Consider the following 17,626-nt stretch of genomic DNA (forward strand, 5'->3'; position numbering starts at 1 on the left):
CAGAACAGGAGATTAAGACCAGATGAAGATAATTGACAGACTCAGAGAAGACAGAATACACATTTCCTTTGAAGTATTTCCGCCTAAAACAGACGAAGGATATGATAAAGTGGTGAGCGCGGTGGATGAGATAGCCGGGCTGAATCCCTCCTTTATCAGTGTGACATACGGGGCGGGAGGAGGAACAAGCAAAAATACGGCGAAGATTGCCACCCACATCAAGGACGATCTGCACGTATTAAGCCTGGCGCATCTGACCTGCGCATCCTCCACGAAGGATGAAGTAAGGGATGTGATCCGGAATCTGAAAAGTCTGGGAATCGAGAATATCCTCGCCCTGCGCGGGGATATTCCCGCGGATATGACATTCCCGGCAGAAGACCGGTTTCAGTACGCCTACGAGCTGGTGGAGGAGATCCGCAGACACGGAGATTTCTGCATCGGGGCGGCATGTTATCCGGAAGGCCATGTGGAGAACGAGCACAAGGCGGACGATATCCGGTATCTGAAGCAGAAGGTGGATGCAGGAGTGGACTTCCTGACAACCCAGATGTTTTTTGACAACGATATCCACTACAATTTTCTCTACCGCATCCGGGAGGCGGGAATCACGGTTCCGGTGCTCCCGGGAATCATGCCCATTACGAGTGCTTCGCAGATGAAGAAGAGCAAAGATCTCTCGGGGACAGTATTCCCCCGCAGATTTCTGTCGATTCTTGACCGGTTCGGGAACTCGCCGGCAGCCATGAAGCAGGCAGGAATAGCCTATGCCACGGACCAGATCATTGATCTGCTGGCAAACGGCATAAAAAATATCCACATCTATTCCATGAACAAACCGGACGTCGCTGCGGCAATCATGAGCAATCTGTCCGAGATCATCAAAGCGTAGGTGAGCAGGATGGAGAAGCGGATAAAAGAAGCAGTCCGCTATCTTGGGTTTGGAAAAAATGCGGCAGATGAAAGGACCTTGTCTCTGATCGGGGAGGCTTTTGCCGACCTGGAAAAAGAGGCAGATCCAAGATTCGTCTGCCGTTTTTTTGATATTACACATGAGGCGGACGGGAAGATAAGAATCGGAACGTTAAAGATCAGCAGCCGGAGCCTGGAAAGGAATCTGAAAGGGTGCGGAAAGATCGTGCTTTTCGGAGCAACTCTGGGACCCGGAGTGGACAGGCTGATCACCAGAACTTCGGTGATGGATATGGCGAAAGCGGTTATTGTACAGGCCTGCGCGGCGGCAATGCTGGAAGAGTACTGCGACAGCCGCCAGCTGGAAATCGGTGAGGAGCTGGAGCGGGAGGGAGAGTACCTGCGGCCGAGATTCAGTCCCGGGTACGGGGATTTTGACATTCACTACCAGGAGCCGCTTATGCGGATGCTGGACTGTGCAAAGACCATCGGGCTGACCATGACGGACAGTTATATGATGAGCCCCTCCAAATCAGTTACCGCCGTGATCGGCGTGAGCAGAACGCAGGAGCGCTGCCCCGTGGAAGGATGCGAGGCATGCAGTAAGACTGACTGTGAATACCGGAGATAGAGAGGACGGAAGAGATATATGATAAGAGACAGACTGGGAAAGGAACTGCTTTATTTTGACGGGGGAATGGGAACACTTCTTCAGGAGAGGGGGCTGGAGCCGGGAGAACTTCCGGAGACCTGGAATATCACCCATCCTGATGTGATCCGGGGGATACACAGGAGTTATATAGATGCGGGAAGTGATATTGTCCTGACCAATACATTTGGCGCAAACGCGCTGAAGTTTCATGACGGGACCTTTTCTCTGAACGAGATTGTGACTTCTGCCGTGGAGCATGTAAAGGCAGCAGTCCGGGATTCGGGAACGGACAGGAAGATCTATACAGCCCTGGATATGGGCCCTACGGGAAAACTCTTAAAACCCATGGGAGATCTGGATTTTGAGACCGCCTATGAGGCGTTCCGGGAAGTGGCGGTACTGGGTGAACAGGCGGGAGCGGATCTGATTCACATTGAGACCATGAGCGACACTTATGAACTGAAGGCGGCGGTCCTGGCGGCAAAGGAGAACACATCCCTGCCGGTTTTTGCGACCACTATTTTCGACGAAAGAGGGAAACTTCTCACCGGGGCGGATGTTCCCTCCGTGATCGCCATGCTGGAGGGGCTGAGGGTGGATGCACTGGGAATTAACTGCGGTCTGGGACCGGAACAGATGCTTCCCCTCCTGGAACAGTTCCTTCGCTATTCCTCGACGCCTGTTATCGTAAAGCCCAATGCAGGACTTCCGAAACAGAAAAACGGACAGACTGTGTATGACGTCTCACCGGAGGATTTCGCCGCTGTGATGGAAAAGATCGTCCGCATGGGAGCTGCCGTTATAGGCGGATGCTGCGGTACGACGCCGGACCACATCCGCGCCATGAGAACACGGTGTGAGGGAATGCCCGTCCTTCCGGTGACTGAGAAGGAGGATACGATCGTGTCTTCCTACGGACAGAGTGTGCTCCTGGGCACCGGCTCGAAGATCATCGGAGAGCGGATCAATCCCACGGGAAAGAAGCGGTTCAAACAGGCTTTAAAAGAACATGACCTGGAGTATATTCTCCGGGAAGGCATCAGCCAGCAGGATGCAGGGGCCCATATCCTGGATGTGAACGTAGGACTTCCGGATATTGATGAACCTGCCCTGATGAAGGAAGTGGTGCAGCAGCTTCAGAGCGTAACCAGTCTTCCGCTTCAGATCGATACGGTGGATGTCACTGCCATGGAAGCAGCCCTGCGGATCTATAACGGCAAGGCCATGGTCAACTCGGTCAGCGGGAAGCAGGAGTCCATGGACAAAGTGTTCCCTCTGATCCGCAAATACGGAGGCGTGGTAATCGGTCTGACGCTGGACGAAGACGGGATTCCATCAGATGCGGAAGGAAGAATCCGGATTGCCCGGAAGATCATCGGCGAGGCGGAAAAGTACGGGATCAGGAAAAAGGATATCGTCATCGATGCGCTTGCCATGACGATCAGTTCGGAACCGGACGGGGCGAAAGTCACCCTTGAGACACTGCGCCGCCTGCGGGATGAACTGGGCGTGTGTTCTGTGCTGGGAGTTTCCAATATCTCCTTCGGTCTTCCGAACCGCCCGGTTGTCAATGCGGCATTCTATACCATGGCGATGATGAACGGTCTGAGCGCCGGGATTATCAACCCTCTTTCCGAGGATATGATGAAGGCGTGGTATGCATACCATGCGCTGATGAATCTGGATGCCAATTGCGAGAACTATATCGCGCGTTTTGCGGGAAGTACAGGAGCTCCTGCAGCGGGAGCGGGATCTTCGGCAGGAATGTCCGCCGGAGAGGGAAAGCCGTCCGCCGGGGCCGGAATGTCCTCCGCTTCCCGGGAGATGACCCTGCATGCAGCTATTGTGAAGGGACTCAAAGAGGAGGCCCACGGGGTAACAGAGAAGATGGTGCAGACAGAGGTGCCTCTTGACATCATCAATCAGGAACTGATCCCGGCTCTGAATCAGGTGGGGGACGGTTTTGAGAAAGGAACCGTATTTCTTCCCCAGCTCCTCATGAGTGCGGAGGCGGCAAAGAGCGCGTTTGCCGTGCTGAAAGAAAAGATGGACAAAAGCGGGGAGGTTCAGGAGAAAAAAGGAAGTATTGTCCTGGCAACCGTAAAAGGGGATATCCACGATATCGGGAAAAATATCGTGAAAGTACTGCTGGAAAATTACAGCTTCGATGTGATTGATCTTGGCAAGGACGTCCCGCCGGAAGTTATCGTGGAGACGGTCAATGAGAGAAAGATCCGCCTTGTGGGCCTGAGCGCCCTGATGACCACGACCGTGGTGAGTATGGAGGAGACGATCCGTCTGCTCCGGGAAAAAGCGCCCCGGTGCAGGGTTATGGTGGGGGGCGCCGTACTCAATCAGGACTATGCAGATATGATCGGTGCGGATTTCTACGGCAAAGATGCCATGCAGTCTGTCCACTATGCGCAGGAAGTATTTGCAGAAAACGCAGCGGATCAGGAAGAATCATAAGATGAAAAAGAAGGAGGAACAGAAAATATGATACGAGGACTACAGACTACAGTAAGGGCGATCAGGCGTACGGTTTTTACGGAAGTGGCAAAGCTCGGATTCAAAGCCGATGCGGATACACTGCTGGACGATATGGAAGCGATTCCGTATAAGATCGTAAATGACGATACCCAGAAATACCGCGAGAGCACCTACCGCTCCCGGGCGATCGTAAGAGAACGTCTCCGCCTGGCAATGGGACTTTCCCTGCGCCCGGAAAACAAGCCGGTCCATCTGACTGCCGGTGTGGAGGCAAGCAATATTTCGGAAAAATACTATGAGCCGCCGCTGATGCAGGTGATTCCCTCTGCCTGCGAGAGCTGTGAGGAGAACAAGTATGAAGTGAGCAACATGTGCAAGGGATGCCTGGCTCATCCCTGCGCGGAGGTATGCCCGAGAGGGGCGATCTCCATGGTCAACGGGAAATCGTTTATTGACCAGGAAAAATGTATCAAATGCGGCAAGTGCAAATCCGCCTGTCCCTACGACGCCATTGCGAAGAAGGAGCGCCCCTGCCAGAAGGCGTGCGGCGTCAATGCAATTGTCTCAGACAAGTACGGCCGCGCATTTATTGACAACGACAAGTGTGTATCCTGCGGAATGTGTATGGTGAACTGTCCTTTCGGTGCCATATCGGACAAGTCCCAGATCTTCCAGCTCGCCCGCGCCCTCTCGGAAGGAGAGGAGATCGTAGCCGAGATTGCTCCGGCATTCGTCGGGCAGTTCGGGGACAACATTACTCCGAGGAATATCAAGGCTGCCCTCCGGGAACTGGGATTTTCCGAGGTGTATGAAGTGGCGCTCGGCGCAGATATCGGCGCAGTTACGGAAGCACATCACTACGTGAAGAAAGTCGTGACAGGAGAGCTTCCTTTCCTGCTCACCTCCTGCTGTCCGTCCTGGGCTATGCTGGCAAAGAAGTTTTTCCCGGATGTGATCGACCAGATCTCAAGGGAACTGACCCCGATGGTTGCGACAGCGCGCACGATCAAGCAGGAGCATCCGGATGCAAAAGTTGTGTTTATCGGACCCTGTGCTTCCAAGAAACTGGAGGCATCAAGGAGAAGCGTGCGCAGCGACGTGGATTTCGTTATCACATTTGAAGAGCTTCAGGCGATGTTTGACGCAAAAGAGATCGATCTGTCAACGTATGAGGCGGAGTCCTCCTTCCATGACGCTACCGGAGCGGGAAGAGGATATGCCTGCGCAGGCGGTGTGGCGGCAGCCATTGAGAAATGTATCAAGGAATATTATCCGGATGTGGATGTCAGCATCGAGCATGCGGAAGGACTTACGGAGTGCAGGAAGATCCTGGCACTGGCGAAGGCAGGGAAGCTGAACGGCTGCCTGATCGAGGGAATGGCATGCCCGGGAGGATGTATTGCAGGCGCCGGGACCAATATCCCCGTGGAAAAGGCGAAGAAGAACCTGGCTGCTTTCGTGAAGAATTCAAGCCGCTCAGTCCCGCCGAAGGAACTGGAAGAGATCGAACTGAAGTAAAAAGTGTCGGTTCTTTACAAATTTACGCCGCTATGGTATATTATAAGGCAGGCTTTTTGGAGCGAAAGAGGAGGATTTGTAATGAAGCCATATGGAGTAAATGAACTGAGAAAAATGTTTCTGGAGTTCTTTGAGAGCAAGGGACATCTTGCTCTCAAGAGCTTTTCCCTGGTGCCTCACAATGATAAAAGCCTTCTGCTCATCAATTCAGGAATGGCACCCCTGAAGCCGTATTTTACGGGGCAGGAGATCCCGCCGAGGAGAAGAGTTACCACATGCCAGAAGTGCATCCGTACCGGAGATATTGAGAATGTGGGAAAAACCGCGCGCCACGGTACGTTCTTTGAGATGCTTGGAAACTTTTCCTTTGGCGATTATTTTAAGGAAGAGGCTATCGAATGGTCCTGGGAGTTCCTCACTGAGGTAGTCGGGCTGGATCCGGACCGTCTGTATCCGTCTGTGTATGTGGACGATGACGAGGCATTTGAGATCTGGAATAAAAAGATGGGAATCCCGGCGGACAGGATTTTCAAGTTCGGCAAGGAGGACAATTTCTGGGAGCACGGTTCCGGTCCCTGCGGCCCCTGTTCTGAGATCTACTATGACAGAGGCGAAAAATACGGATGCGGCAAACCGGACTGCACGGTCGGCTGCGACTGCGACCGCTATATGGAGATCTGGAACAATGTATTCAGCCAGTTCGACAATGACGGAAACGGCAACTATACGGAGCTGAAACAGAAAAATATTGATACCGGAATGGGTCTGGAACGTCTGGCTTCCGTTGTCCAGGATGTGGATTCCATCTTTGATGTGGATACGATCAAGGCGCTCCGCGACCATGTCTGCCGTCTGGCAGGTGTGGAGTATGAGAAGGATTACAATACGGACGTTTCCATCCGTGTGATCACGGATCATATTCGTTCCGTTACCTTCATGATTTCCGACGGAATCATGCCTTCCAACGAGGGGCGGGGATATGTGCTCCGCCGTCTGCTGAGAAGAGCATGCCGCCATGGCAGGCTCCTGGGCATTTCCAAAGGATTCCTTCCGGAACTTGCCGAGACCGTGATTGCAGGTTCCAAAGACGGATATCCGGAACTGGAGGAGAAGAAAGAATTCATTCTCAAGGTGATTTCCAAAGAGGAGGAGCAGTTCAACCGGACTATCGACCAGGGACTGGGCATTCTCTCGGAGATGATTGAAGATATGGAGAAGAAAGGCGAGAAGACGCTGAACGGAGAAGACGCTTTCCGTCTGTATGATACCTACGGATTCCCGCTGGATCTGACGAAAGAGATTCTGGAAGAGAAGGGAATCGGTGTGGACGAGGAAGCATTCCGCGCTTCCATGGAGATCCAGAGGAAGAAGGCCCGTGACGCACGTGAAGTGACCAACTACATGGGAGCGGATGTGACAGTATACGAGTCCATCGATCCGTCTGTGACCAGTACATTTGTAGGATACGACAACCTTACATGGGAGTCTGATGTGACAGTTCTGACTACGGAGACAGAGCTGGCGGACGCTCTTTCAGAAGGAGAGAAGGGCACCATCTTTGTGAACGAGACGCCTTTCTACGCTACAAGCGGCGGACAGGAGGCAGATAACGGAGTAATCCGCACTGCGGAAGGCGAGTTCCGTGTCGAGGATACGGTGAAGCTTCTGGGCGGTAAGATCGGCCATGTGGGAGTTATGACAAAAGGCATGATCAAAGTGGGAGACAAAGTGACCCTGGAAGTCGATGCAAGAAAGCGCGCCCTCTCCGCAAGGAACCACAGCGCCACCCATCTTCTTCAGAAGGCGCTCAGAACCGTGCTCGGAACCCATGTGGAACAGGCAGGTTCCAGTGTAAATGAAGACAGGCTCCGCTTTGACTTTACCCATTTCTCCGCCATGACGCCGGAAGAGCTGAAGAAGGTGGAGGATATTGTAAACGAGCAGATCCGCAAAGGACTGCCGGTTATCATTAAGAACATGCCTATCGAAGAGGCGAAGAAGACAGGGGCGCAGGCGCTGTTCGGCGAGAAATACGGCGATATTGTGCGGGTGGTCAACATGGGCGATTTCTCCATCGAATTCTGCGGAGGAACCCACGTGAAGAACACTTCCGAGATCATGGCGTTCAAGATTCTCTCCGAGACCGGTGTCGCGGCAGGAGTGCGCCGGATCGAGGCACTGACCTCCGAAGGGCTTCTGAACTACTATGAGGAGACGGAGAACCGTCTGAAGAATGCGGCCCATCTGCTGAAAGCCACGCCGGAGAACCTGGGAGAGAAGATTACCCATATGATGGCGGAAAATAAAGCGCTCCACAGTGAAGTGGAGAGCCTGAAGAGCAAAATGGCACGGGATGCCGTGGGCGGCGTGATGGATCAGGTGAAGGAAGTCAAAGGAATGAAGATCCTGGCTGCACAGGTTGACGGTGTGGATATGAACGGTCTGCGCGATCTGGGAGATCAGCTCAAGGAGAAGCTGGGAGACGGTGTTGTCGTACTTGCTTCTGCAAACGAAGGCAAGGTCAGCCTGATGGTGACGGCAACAGACAGCGCTGTAAAGAAAGGCGCCCATGCGGGAAATCTGATCAAGGCGATCGCCGGGTGTGTCGGCGGTGGCGGCGGCGGACGGCCGAATATGGCACAGGCCGGAGGAAAGAATCCTGCAGGTATCGGAGAGGCTCTGGCGAAAGCGCCGGAAGTGCTGGAAGGGCAGATTCAGTAAAATCCTGTTAAAATCCCGCCTTTTTCGAGAAAAAAATGTTGACGGAAAAGAAAAATATGCTATAATCTTTTGTAGTGCAATAAATATACCCGAACAGTCGTATGATGCACAATACCAGGCTGGAGGGGAGGTTAGGTGTGAGACTATGTCAAATGTAATCGTTAAAGAAAACGAGACGTTAGATAGTGCCTTACGCAGATTCAAAAGAAACTGTGCGAAGGCTGGCATTCAGCAGGAGATCCGTAAAAGGGAACACTACGAGAAGCCAAGCGTAAGACGTAAGAAAAAATCTGAAGCTGCTAGAAAACGTAAATATAATTAATAAGTGCAGAAAAACAGGATGTCGTTCAAGGCGTCCTGTTTTTTGAATGAAGAAATTGCAGCCTGCCGGCGTGGTTTCCTGCAAATTCATCAAGATAAAGTGATAATACTGTAAAATGCTGAATTTTATGATTGACAAGGCTTCATTTTCCTTTTAAAATATACAGGTAGACAATGGTGTCGAAGAAGCGGGTAGATTGTCTGCCCGCTTCAATTTATTTTCAGGAGGTAGTTCAAAATGTCTTACGTTGATGAGGTAATTGATTTAGTCGTGAAGAAGAATCCGGCTGAGCCGGAGTTCCATCAGGCTGTAAAGGAAGTGTTGGAGTCTCTTCGCCCGGTGATCGAGGCGAATGAGGAGAAGTACCGCAAAGAGGCGCTTCTTGAGAGACTGACAGAGCCTGAGAGACAGTTCAAATTCCGTGTGCCGTGGGTTGACGACAACGGTCAGGTACATGTAAATACAGGATACCGTGTGCAGTTCAACAGCGCAATCGGACCATATAAGGGAGGACTTCGTCTTCACCCGTCAGTAAACCTTGGTATCATCAAATTCCTTGGATTCGAGCAGATCTTCAAGAACTCTCTGACAGGTCTTCCGATCGGCGGAGGAAAAGGTGGTTCTGACTTCGACCCGAAGGGAAAATCAGACAGAGAAGTTATGGCATTCTGCCAGAGCTTTATGACAGAGCTGTGCAAATACATCGGAGCTGACACAGACGTTCCGGCAGGAGATATCGGAACAGGAGCAAGAGAGATCGGATACATGTTCGGACAGTACAAGAGAATCCGCGGACTGTACGAGGGTGTTCTGACAGGTAAGGGATTAAGCTACGGCGGATCTCTCGTCCGTACAGAGGCTACAGGTTACGGCCTTCTCTACCTGACAGAGGAGATGCTCAAGCTCAACGGACAGGATATCGCAGGCAAGACTGTTGCAGTATCCGGTTCCGGAAACGTTGCTATCTATGCGACAGAGAAAGCGCAGCAGTTGGGCGCCAAAGTTGTCACAGTAAGCGACTCCAACGGCTGGGTATACGATCCGGAAGGAATCGATGTTGCAGCACTCAAAGAGATCAAGGAAGTAAACCGCGCAAGACTGACAGAGTACAAGAAATACCGTCCGAATTCCGAGTACCATGAGGGAAGAGGCGTATGGTCAGTGAAGGTTGACATCGCACTTCCGTGCGCAACACAGAACGAACTGCATCTTGAGGATGCGAAGATGCTGGTTGAGAACGGATGCATCGCAGTCGCAGAGGGTGCAAACATGCCGACAACCATGGAAGCTACAGAGTACCTGCAGCAGCACGGCGTTCTCTTCGCTCCCGGAAAAGCTGCAAACGCAGGCGGTGTTGCGACATCTGCACTTGAGATGTCCCAGAACAGCGAGCGCTTAAGCTGGACATTCGAGGAAGTTGACGAGAAGCTGAAGAATATCATGGTAAACATCTGCCACAATATGTCTGATGCAGCAGAAAAATACGGCTTCAAGGGCAATTATGTCGTAGGAGCAAACATTGCAGGATTCGAGAAGGTCGTTAATGCAATGGAGGCACAGGGGATCGTATAGGAATGTACCGATCCGGGGAATACTGTCACAAAGCAGTAAGAGTAAAGCCCTTATGTTAATGAGAAAAAATGATTGACAGATTCAGGAAAATCGTTTATATTATTTTTCAGATAAAAGGGAGTAACTTGCGCTTTGCAGTATTGAAGCGTTTGCGATATCGTCAGTACGATGGTTTCCATCCGTGTCGCGATTAAATGGTGAGACTTTTATTGCATGTAAGAGAGTGCAATAAAAGTCTCTTTTTTATTGCACCGACAGAAAAAAGGAGGATAAACATGAAAACTTACTATCAGTTGTCCGCTGAGGAGACGATGAAAGAGATCAACGGTTCCACGGAACCGCTCACGGACGAACAGGTCAGGGAACATCAGGAAAAATATGGTCCCAATGAGCTCGTGGAGGGAAAGAAGAAGACAACACTTCAGATTTTCCTTGAGCAGTATAAGGATTTCCTTGTGATCATCCTTATTATCGCCGCTATTGTCTCCGGAATTCTCGGAGATGCGGAGAGTGCAATTGTTATTCTTATCGTTATCACGATGAATGCGATTCTCGGAACCGTTCAGACGGTCAAGGCAGAACAGTCTCTGGCAAGCCTGAAGAAGCTCTCCGGACCGGAGGCAAAGGTGTTAAGAGGCGGTTCTGTTGTGCAGATTCCTTCTTCCGAGGTGACGGTAGGAGATGTGGTCATGCTGGATGCGGGAGACTATATCCCGGCGGACGGACGTATCATCGAATGTTCAAGCATGAAGGTCGATGAGAGTGCGCTGACAGGTGAAAGTCTCGGCGTAGAAAAGACAACGGATACGATTGAGGGCGAAGTGGCGCTTGGAGACCGTATCAATATGGCATACTCCGGAAGTTTCGTTACATACGGAAGAGGATCTTTCGTAGTAACAGGCATCGGTATGGACACAGAGGTCGGGAAGATTGCAAGTCTTCTGAAAACGACTTCCGAGAAGAGGACACCGCTTCAGATCAATCTGGATCAGTTCGGTCAGAAGCTTTCCATCCTGATCCTCATCTTCTGCGGAATTCTCTTTGGCGTCAGCATTTTCCGTGGAGACAATATCGGAGATGCGTTCCTTTTCGCAGTGGCACTGGCTGTTGCTGCCATCCCGGAAGCTTTAAGTTCCATCGTTACCATCGTTCTCTCCTTCGGAACCCAGAAGATGGCGCGGGAACATGCGATCATCCGGAAGCTGCAGGCAGTGGAAGGCCTTGGAAGTGTGTCGGTTATCTGTTCGGACAAAACAGGTACGCTGACCCAGAACAAGATGACAGTGGAAGACTACTATGTGGATGAGAGGTCCATCCGCGCAGATGATATCGACCTGGACGATGCGTCCCAGGCGAGACTGCTGATCAGCAGTATGCTCTGCAACGACTCCACCAATGAGGACGGAGTGGAGATCGGCGATCCGACAGAGACAGCACTGATCAACCTGGGTGTGAAGTTGGGACTTAAGACATCTGACGTCCGGGCAAAATACCCGAGGGAGAGCGACAATCCCTTTGACAGCGACAGAAAGCTGATGTCAACAAAGCATACAATGGAAGAGATCCCGACCATGATTGTAAAAGGGGCCGTGGATGTGCTTCTCGACAGAATGAACAAGATCTGTATCCGGGGAGAGGTACGTCCCATGACGGATCAGGACAGACGCAACATCGAGGAACAGAACCAGAAATACTCACGGGAAGGACTGCGTGTTCTTGCCTTTGCATTCAAGGAAGTATCCGACGAACTGGAGCTTTCGGTGGAAGATGAGTATGACCTGATCTTCCTGGGTCTCATCGCCATGATGGATCCGCCGCGTCTGGAATCCCAGGCTGCAGTTGCGGAATGTAAGAGAGCGGGTATCCGCCCGATTATGATCACCGGAGACCACAAGGTTACGGCTGCGGCGATCGCCAAGAGAATCGGAATCCTGAACGATGAATCCGAGGCCTGTGAAGGTTCTGTCATCGACAATATGTCGGACGAAGAACTGAAGGACTTCGTGGAAGGCATTTCCGTATACGCCAGGGTTTCACCGGAACATAAGATCCGTATCGTGCGCGCATGGCAGGACAAAGGCAATATCGTTGCAATGACAGGAGACGGAGTCAACGACGCTCCGGCCCTGAAACAGGCTGACATCGGCGTGGCTATGGGCATTACGGGAAGCGAAGTATCAAAAGATGCGGCTTCCATGGTCTTGACAGACGATAATTTTGCGACTATTGTAAAAGCAGTGGAGAACGGAAGAAACGTATACCGGAACATCAAGAATTCCATCCAGTTCCTGCTCTCAGGAAACTTCGGTGCGATCCTTGCCGTGCTGTATGCTTCGATCACGGCTCTTCCGGTACCGTTTGCACCGGTTCATCTGCTCTTTATCAACCTGCTGACAGACAGCCTTCCGGCAATCGCGCTGGGACTCGAGCCGCACTCCAAGGACGTGATGAATGACAAGCCTCGTCCGAAGAATGAATCGATCCTGACGAAGGATTTCCTTATTAAGATCGGAACAGAGGGACTTTCTATCGGTGTCACGACGATGATCGCGTTCCTGATCGGATATCACGGGGAGAACGAGCTCCTCGGAAGCACCATGGCGTTTGCAACACTGTGCTCGGCGCGTCTGTTCCACGGATTTAACTGTAAGTCAGACAAACCGGTTGTATTTACAAGAAAAGTGTTTAACAATATTTACCTGATCGGCGCATTCCTGCTCGGCATCGTGCTTATCACCTCAGTAGTCATGATTCCGGCCCTGCACGATATGTTCAAGGTACAGACGCTGACATTTACCCAGCTTCTTATCGTGTACGGACTTGCGGCAGTGAACATTCCGATCATCCAGCTTTTGAAGGCAGTCAGACTGGCATTAAAGAAGAAAAAAGACAGATAGGCAGCCGGCTACTGAAGAAGAAATTCCGGACTGCGGGATAATGCTGAGACTGTATGCCCTGTGAAGGAGGAATTGAATGAAACAGGTACAGAAACCCAAAAAACCGCTTATTTTTTATTACGTGATTGTCATCGTCATACTGCTTCTGCTGAACTGGTTCCTGATTCCGATGTTTACACCGAATCATATTACGGAAGTCGATTACGGAACATTTCTGACGATGGTGGAGAACAGAGAGGTTTCCAAGGTTGAGCTTCAGGGGGAGACAATTTATTTCACGGATAAGAGTGAAACAGCAAACTATTACGAGACTACGACTTTCGAGGACCCGGATCTGGTAAACCGTCTGGACGAGGCCGGATGCGAGTTCGGAAGAGTTGCGGAGGAACAGATGAACCCGATTCTGTCCTTCATCCTGTCATGGATTCTGCCGCTCCTGATTTTCTGGGGACTGGGACAGCTCCTGACAAGACAGCTCATGAAAAAGATGGGCGGGGGCGGCGGAGGCAATCCGTTCATGCAGTTCGGAAAGAGCAACGCAAAAGTATATGTACAGTCCACGACCGGAATCACATTTAACGATGTGGCAGGAGAGGACGAAGCGAAGGAACTGCTGCAGGAGATCGTCGATTTCCTGCACAATCCCGGAAAATATCAGGAGATCGGAGCAGTCTGCCCGAAGGGCGCTCTTCTGGTAGGCCCTCCGGGAACCGGAAAGACGCTGCTTGCAAAGGCAGTGGCAGGAGAGGCGGGAGTGCCGTTCTTCTCCATCTCCGGTTCCGAGTTTGTGGAGATGTTCGTCGGCATGGGTGCGTCCAAGGTGCGTGACCTGTTCAAGCAGGCGAACGAGAAGGCACCCTGTATCGTGTTTATCGATGAGATTGATACCATCGGAAAGAAGAGAGACAACCAGGGTTACGGCGGCAATGACGAGCGCGAGCAGACGCTGAACCAGCTCCTCACGGAGATGGACGGATTCGACGCCTCCAAGGGCGTTGTGATCCTGGCGGCAACCAACCGTCCGGACAGCCTGGATCCGGCTCTGCTGCGTCCGGGAAGATTTGACCGGAGGATTCCGGTAGAACTGCCGGATCTGAAGGGAAGGGAGGAAATCCTCAAAGTTCATGCCCGGAAAGTGAAACTGGGAGATGATATAGACTTTAATGCGATTGCAAGGGCGGCGTCCGGAGCTTCCGGCGCGGAACTTGCCAACATGGTCAATGAGGCTGCGCTGCGGGCGGTGCGGGAAAACCGCAAGTTCGTGACACAGTCTGACCTGGAGGAGAGTATTGAAGTCGTGATCGCGGGATATCAGAAGAAGAATAAGGTCCTTTCCTCCAAGGAGAGGCTGATCGTGTCCTACCATGAGATCGGGCACGCCCTTGTGGCGGCGCTCCAGACCCATTCCGCGCCGGTTACGAAGATCACGATTATTCCACGTACCTCCGGCGCTCTCGGGTATACCATGCAGGTGGATTCCGAGGAGAGAAACCTGATGTCGAAGGAAGAACTGGACAACAAGATTGCCACTCTGACCGGCGGAAGATGTGCGGAGGAACTGGTATTCCATTCCGTGACCACCGGCGCGTCCAACGATATCGAGCAGGCCACCAAGCTGGCCAGAGCAATGATCACCCGTTATGGAATGAGTTCCGAATTCGGAATGGTGGCCATGGAGACAGAGGTCAACCCCTATCTGGGCGGGGACAGCAGCTTAAGCTGTTCGCCTGAAACTGCGTCCGAGATCGACAGGATGGTTGTGGACACAGTGAAGAAAGCCTATGACAGAGCAATGAAGCTTCTGGAGGAGCATACGGCGAAGCTTCATGAACTGGCAAAATATCTGTATGAGAAAGAGACGATTACCGGCGAGGAGTTCATGATGATCCTGAACCGGCAGGAGCGTCTGGAAGATAAAAGTTAAGACTCTCGAAAGAAATCCAAAGATTTTCTTAGGATACTGGAAAATGAGGAGAAAGACTGATAAAATGTAGGAAATGCCCCGTGGAAGCACGGGGCAGGACTGTTTCATACAGAAAGGGAAGTTAGACAGATATGCCGGGAAGAAAGTTACAGAAGAGTACAGAAGAAACGAGAGACAGAAGGCTTCCGACGACGCGCTACAATCCGGATTACCGGAGCGGTCTTACCACACAGCAGGTGCAGGAGCACCGGCTTCACGGATGGACGAACCGCTCTGTGGATCCGCCGTCGAAGACCGTGCAGGAGATTGTCAGGGAGAACGTATTCACCTATTTCAACCTGATCTTTGCCATTCTGGCGGTCCTTCTGATTGTGGCAGGCTCGTTCAGGGATCTGACGTTCCTGCCCATTATCATAGCGAATACACTGATCGGTATCGGGCAGGAGGTGCGGGCAAAGCAGGTACTGGATAATCTGACCATGCTGAATGCGCCTCACGCTACGGTTGTGCGTGACGGGAAGAAGTCTGTTGTGGATGCGGAGGATCTGGTCATCGATGACATTGTGATCTTTAAGGCGGGAAACCAGGTCTGCGCAGATGCGGTTGTCTGCGCGGGCGAGGTCCAGGTGAACGAGTCTCTCCTGACCGGTGAGGCGGATGAGATTACGAAGCGCAAAGGTGCAAAGCTCATGTCCGGAAGTTTTATTGTCTCCGGACAGTGCCATGCACGTCTGGATAAGGTCGGGGAAGACTCCTATATCTCGAAACTGACTCTTCAGGCAAAGGAGATGCAGGAGGGGGAGCAGTCGGAGATGATCCGTTCTCTGGACAAACTGGTCAAGTGGGTCGGTATTGCTATCATCCCCATCGGGCTGATCCTCTTTTCCCAGGCATATTTCCTGCAGGATGAGACATTCCGCTCCAGCATCACCTCCATGGTGGCGGCAGTGATCGGCATGATCCCCGAGGGACTTTACCTTCTGGCAAGTGTGGCACTGGCAGTCAGCTCTGTCCGTCTTGCCCGGAAGAAAGTACTTCTCCACGATATGAAGTGTATTGAGACTCTGGCGAGGGTAGATGTACTCTGTGTGGACAAGACCGGTACGATCACGGAAAATACCATGAAAGTGCAGAAGGTCATAGAGACGGAGGAATATGATTCTGCAGAAATGCCTCCGCTGAACGAGATGATCGGCGATTTCGCCGCAGCCATGACGCGGGACAACATCACCATGGCGGCTGTGAAGGAATATTTTACAGCGGCTTCCGGAAAAAAAGCAGTTTCAAAAACCGGATTTTCCTCAGCTACAAAATACAGCAGCGTCACTTTTGAAGACGGGGTCTGTGTGATGGGCGCTCCGGAATTTGTGTTAAAGGAAAACTACGGGAACTATCAGGAGAAGATCACAGAACTGGCGGCTACCGGCGCCCGGGTCCTTGTGTTCGGGACTTACGACGGCGTAGCGGACGGCAAGCCTCTGAAAAAGCCGGTTACTCCGCTGGGATACATTCTTCTCGCCAATCCGATCCGGGAAGCGGCTCAGGAAACTTTCCGCTATTTTGCAGAGCAGGGCGTGGAGGTCAAAGTTATCTCCGGAGATAATCCGCTGACAGTATCAAGAGTTGCCTCACAGGCGGGGATTGAGAATGCAGACAGATATGTGGATGCTTCACAGCTGGATGACGGGACGATCGAGGACGCTGTGCTGAATAATACGGTGTTCGGGCGCGTGACTCCGGACCAGAAGCGGAAATTCGTGCGGATTCTAAAGGATGCGGGACATACGGTGGCTATGACGGGAGACGGAGTCAACGATGTGCTTGCCCTGAAGGATGCGGACTGCAGTATTGCCATGGCGTCGGGCAGCGAGGCTGCGGCGCAGGCGTCCCAGCTCGTCCTTCTGGAATCGGATTTTTCCTGTATGCCTAAAGTCGTGCTGGAGGGAAGACGGGTGGTCAACAACATTCAGCGTTCGGCAAGCCTGTTCCTGGTGAAAAATATATTCTCCCTGCTGCTGAGCCTGCTGTCGCTTGTGTTCATGTTTACGTATCCGTTGGAGCCGTCCCAGATCTCACTGATCAGTATGTTCACCATCGGTGTGCCGGCCTTCTTCCTGGCCATGGAGCCCAACAAGAACATTATCCGGGGCCATTTCCTTACCAATGTGTTCCTCAAGGCGCTTCCGGCGGCAATCACAGACGCACTGGCAGTTGGGGCGCTGGTAAAGTTCGGGGAGACGTTCGGCGTGGATTCTGCGGATATCTCTGTGGCAGCCACCATGCTTCTGGCAATTGTGGGATTCATGATCCTCTATAAGATCAGTGCCCCGATGAATGTGGTGAGAACAGTGATCCTGGGCGGATGCATTGCAGGGCTGATTTTCTGCAGCATCTTCTTAAATGACCTGTTTGCCATCACGGGAATGACCAGAGAATGTGTGATGCTGTTCGTTGTCTTTGCCATCGCCACAGAGCCGGTACTCCGGTATCTGACGCTCCTGGTGGGGAAGCTCCGGGAGCTTTATGTGAAGCTTAAGACAGAGGGAAAGGCAAAGATGTCAGAAGGGAAATTTGACTTTTTCGCATAAAAAGGAATATAATAACTTACCGGGATAGTA

10 protein-coding genes are annotated in these 17,626 nt (G+C 52.0%); all 10 read left to right on the plus strand.

Going from position 1 to position 17,626, the window contains the following annotated elements:
• The first annotated feature begins 22 nt into the window (after positions 1–22).
• Positions 23–892, plus strand: a complete 870-nt coding sequence (gene metF, locus B5F07_RS06250; RefSeq protein ID WP_087160421.1) for a methylenetetrahydrofolate reductase [NAD(P)H] — start codon at positions 23–25, stop codon at positions 890–892.
• 9 nt (positions 893–901) lie between these two features.
• On the plus strand, positions 902–1,543 hold the full coding sequence (locus B5F07_RS06255; RefSeq protein ID WP_087160422.1) for a vitamin B12 dependent-methionine synthase activation domain-containing protein: 642 nt from the start codon (positions 902–904) through the stop codon (positions 1,541–1,543).
• Positions 1,544–1,561: 18 nt separating this feature from the next.
• Positions 1,562–4,033, plus strand: a complete 2,472-nt coding sequence (locus B5F07_RS06260) for a homocysteine S-methyltransferase family protein (protein WP_087160423.1) — start codon at positions 1,562–1,564, stop codon at positions 4,031–4,033.
• A gap of 27 nt (positions 4,034–4,060) precedes the next feature.
• Positions 4,061–5,572: a 4Fe-4S dicluster domain-containing protein gene (locus B5F07_RS06265; RefSeq protein ID WP_087160424.1), complete on the plus strand. Its 1,512-nt coding sequence runs from the start codon at positions 4,061–4,063 to the stop codon at positions 5,570–5,572.
• A gap of 81 nt (positions 5,573–5,653) precedes the next feature.
• Entirely contained in the window at positions 5,654–8,293 is a 2,640-nt protein-coding gene (alaS, locus tag B5F07_RS06270; protein WP_087160425.1) for an alanine--tRNA ligase, read from the plus strand.
• 145 nt (positions 8,294–8,438) lie between these two features.
• Positions 8,439–8,615: a 30S ribosomal protein S21 gene (gene rpsU, locus B5F07_RS06275; RefSeq protein WP_004054229.1), complete on the plus strand. Its 177-nt coding sequence runs from the start codon at positions 8,439–8,441 to the stop codon at positions 8,613–8,615.
• Between the two features lie 237 nt (positions 8,616–8,852).
• Entirely contained in the window at positions 8,853–10,187 is a 1,335-nt protein-coding gene (gene gdhA / locus B5F07_RS06280; RefSeq protein WP_087160426.1) for an NADP-specific glutamate dehydrogenase, read from the plus strand.
• A 275-nt stretch (positions 10,188–10,462) separates the two neighbouring features.
• Complete coding sequence (locus tag B5F07_RS06285) at positions 10,463–13,084, plus strand: cation-translocating P-type ATPase (RefSeq protein ID WP_087160427.1); 2,622 nt, start codon at positions 10,463–10,465, stop codon at positions 13,082–13,084.
• 76 nt (positions 13,085–13,160) lie between these two features.
• Positions 13,161–15,008, plus strand: coding sequence for an ATP-dependent zinc metalloprotease FtsH (gene ftsH / locus B5F07_RS06290; protein WP_087160428.1), 1,848 nt, complete (start codon positions 13,161–13,163; stop codon positions 15,006–15,008).
• Positions 15,009–15,139: 131 nt separating this feature from the next.
• Positions 15,140–17,596, plus strand: a complete 2,457-nt coding sequence (locus B5F07_RS06295; RefSeq protein ID WP_087160429.1) for a cation-translocating P-type ATPase — start codon at positions 15,140–15,142, stop codon at positions 17,594–17,596.
• The last annotated feature ends 30 nt before the right edge of the window (positions 17,597–17,626 follow it).

Source organism: Lachnoclostridium sp. An169 (genome assembly GCF_002160525.1).
In the GTDB taxonomy this organism is placed as follows: domain Bacteria; phylum Bacillota; class Clostridia; order Lachnospirales; family Lachnospiraceae; genus Mediterraneibacter; species Mediterraneibacter cottocaccae.

What these genes read in the sequence shown, in the direction of transcription:
- metF (WP_087160421.1), top strand. Translation starts at nt 23, where the DNA reads ATGAAGATAATTGACAGACTCAGAGAAGACAGAATACACATTTCCTTT.
- B5F07_RS06255 (WP_087160422.1), top strand. Translation starts at nt 902, where the DNA reads ATGGAGAAGCGGATAAAAGAAGCAGTCCGCTATCTTGGGTTTGGAAAA.
- B5F07_RS06260 (WP_087160423.1), top strand. Translation starts at nt 1,562, where the DNA reads ATGATAAGAGACAGACTGGGAAAGGAACTGCTTTATTTTGACGGGGGA.
- B5F07_RS06265 (WP_087160424.1), top strand. Translation starts at nt 4,061, where the DNA reads ATGATACGAGGACTACAGACTACAGTAAGGGCGATCAGGCGTACGGTT.
- alaS (WP_087160425.1), top strand. Translation starts at nt 5,654, where the DNA reads ATGAAGCCATATGGAGTAAATGAACTGAGAAAAATGTTTCTGGAGTTC.
- rpsU (WP_004054229.1), top strand. Translation starts at nt 8,439, where the DNA reads ATGTCAAATGTAATCGTTAAAGAAAACGAGACGTTAGATAGTGCCTTA.
- gdhA (WP_087160426.1), top strand. Translation starts at nt 8,853, where the DNA reads ATGTCTTACGTTGATGAGGTAATTGATTTAGTCGTGAAGAAGAATCCG.
- B5F07_RS06285 (WP_087160427.1), top strand. Translation starts at nt 10,463, where the DNA reads ATGAAAACTTACTATCAGTTGTCCGCTGAGGAGACGATGAAAGAGATC.
- ftsH (WP_087160428.1), top strand. Translation starts at nt 13,161, where the DNA reads ATGAAACAGGTACAGAAACCCAAAAAACCGCTTATTTTTTATTACGTG.
- B5F07_RS06295 (WP_087160429.1), top strand. Translation starts at nt 15,140, where the DNA reads ATGCCGGGAAGAAAGTTACAGAAGAGTACAGAAGAAACGAGAGACAGA.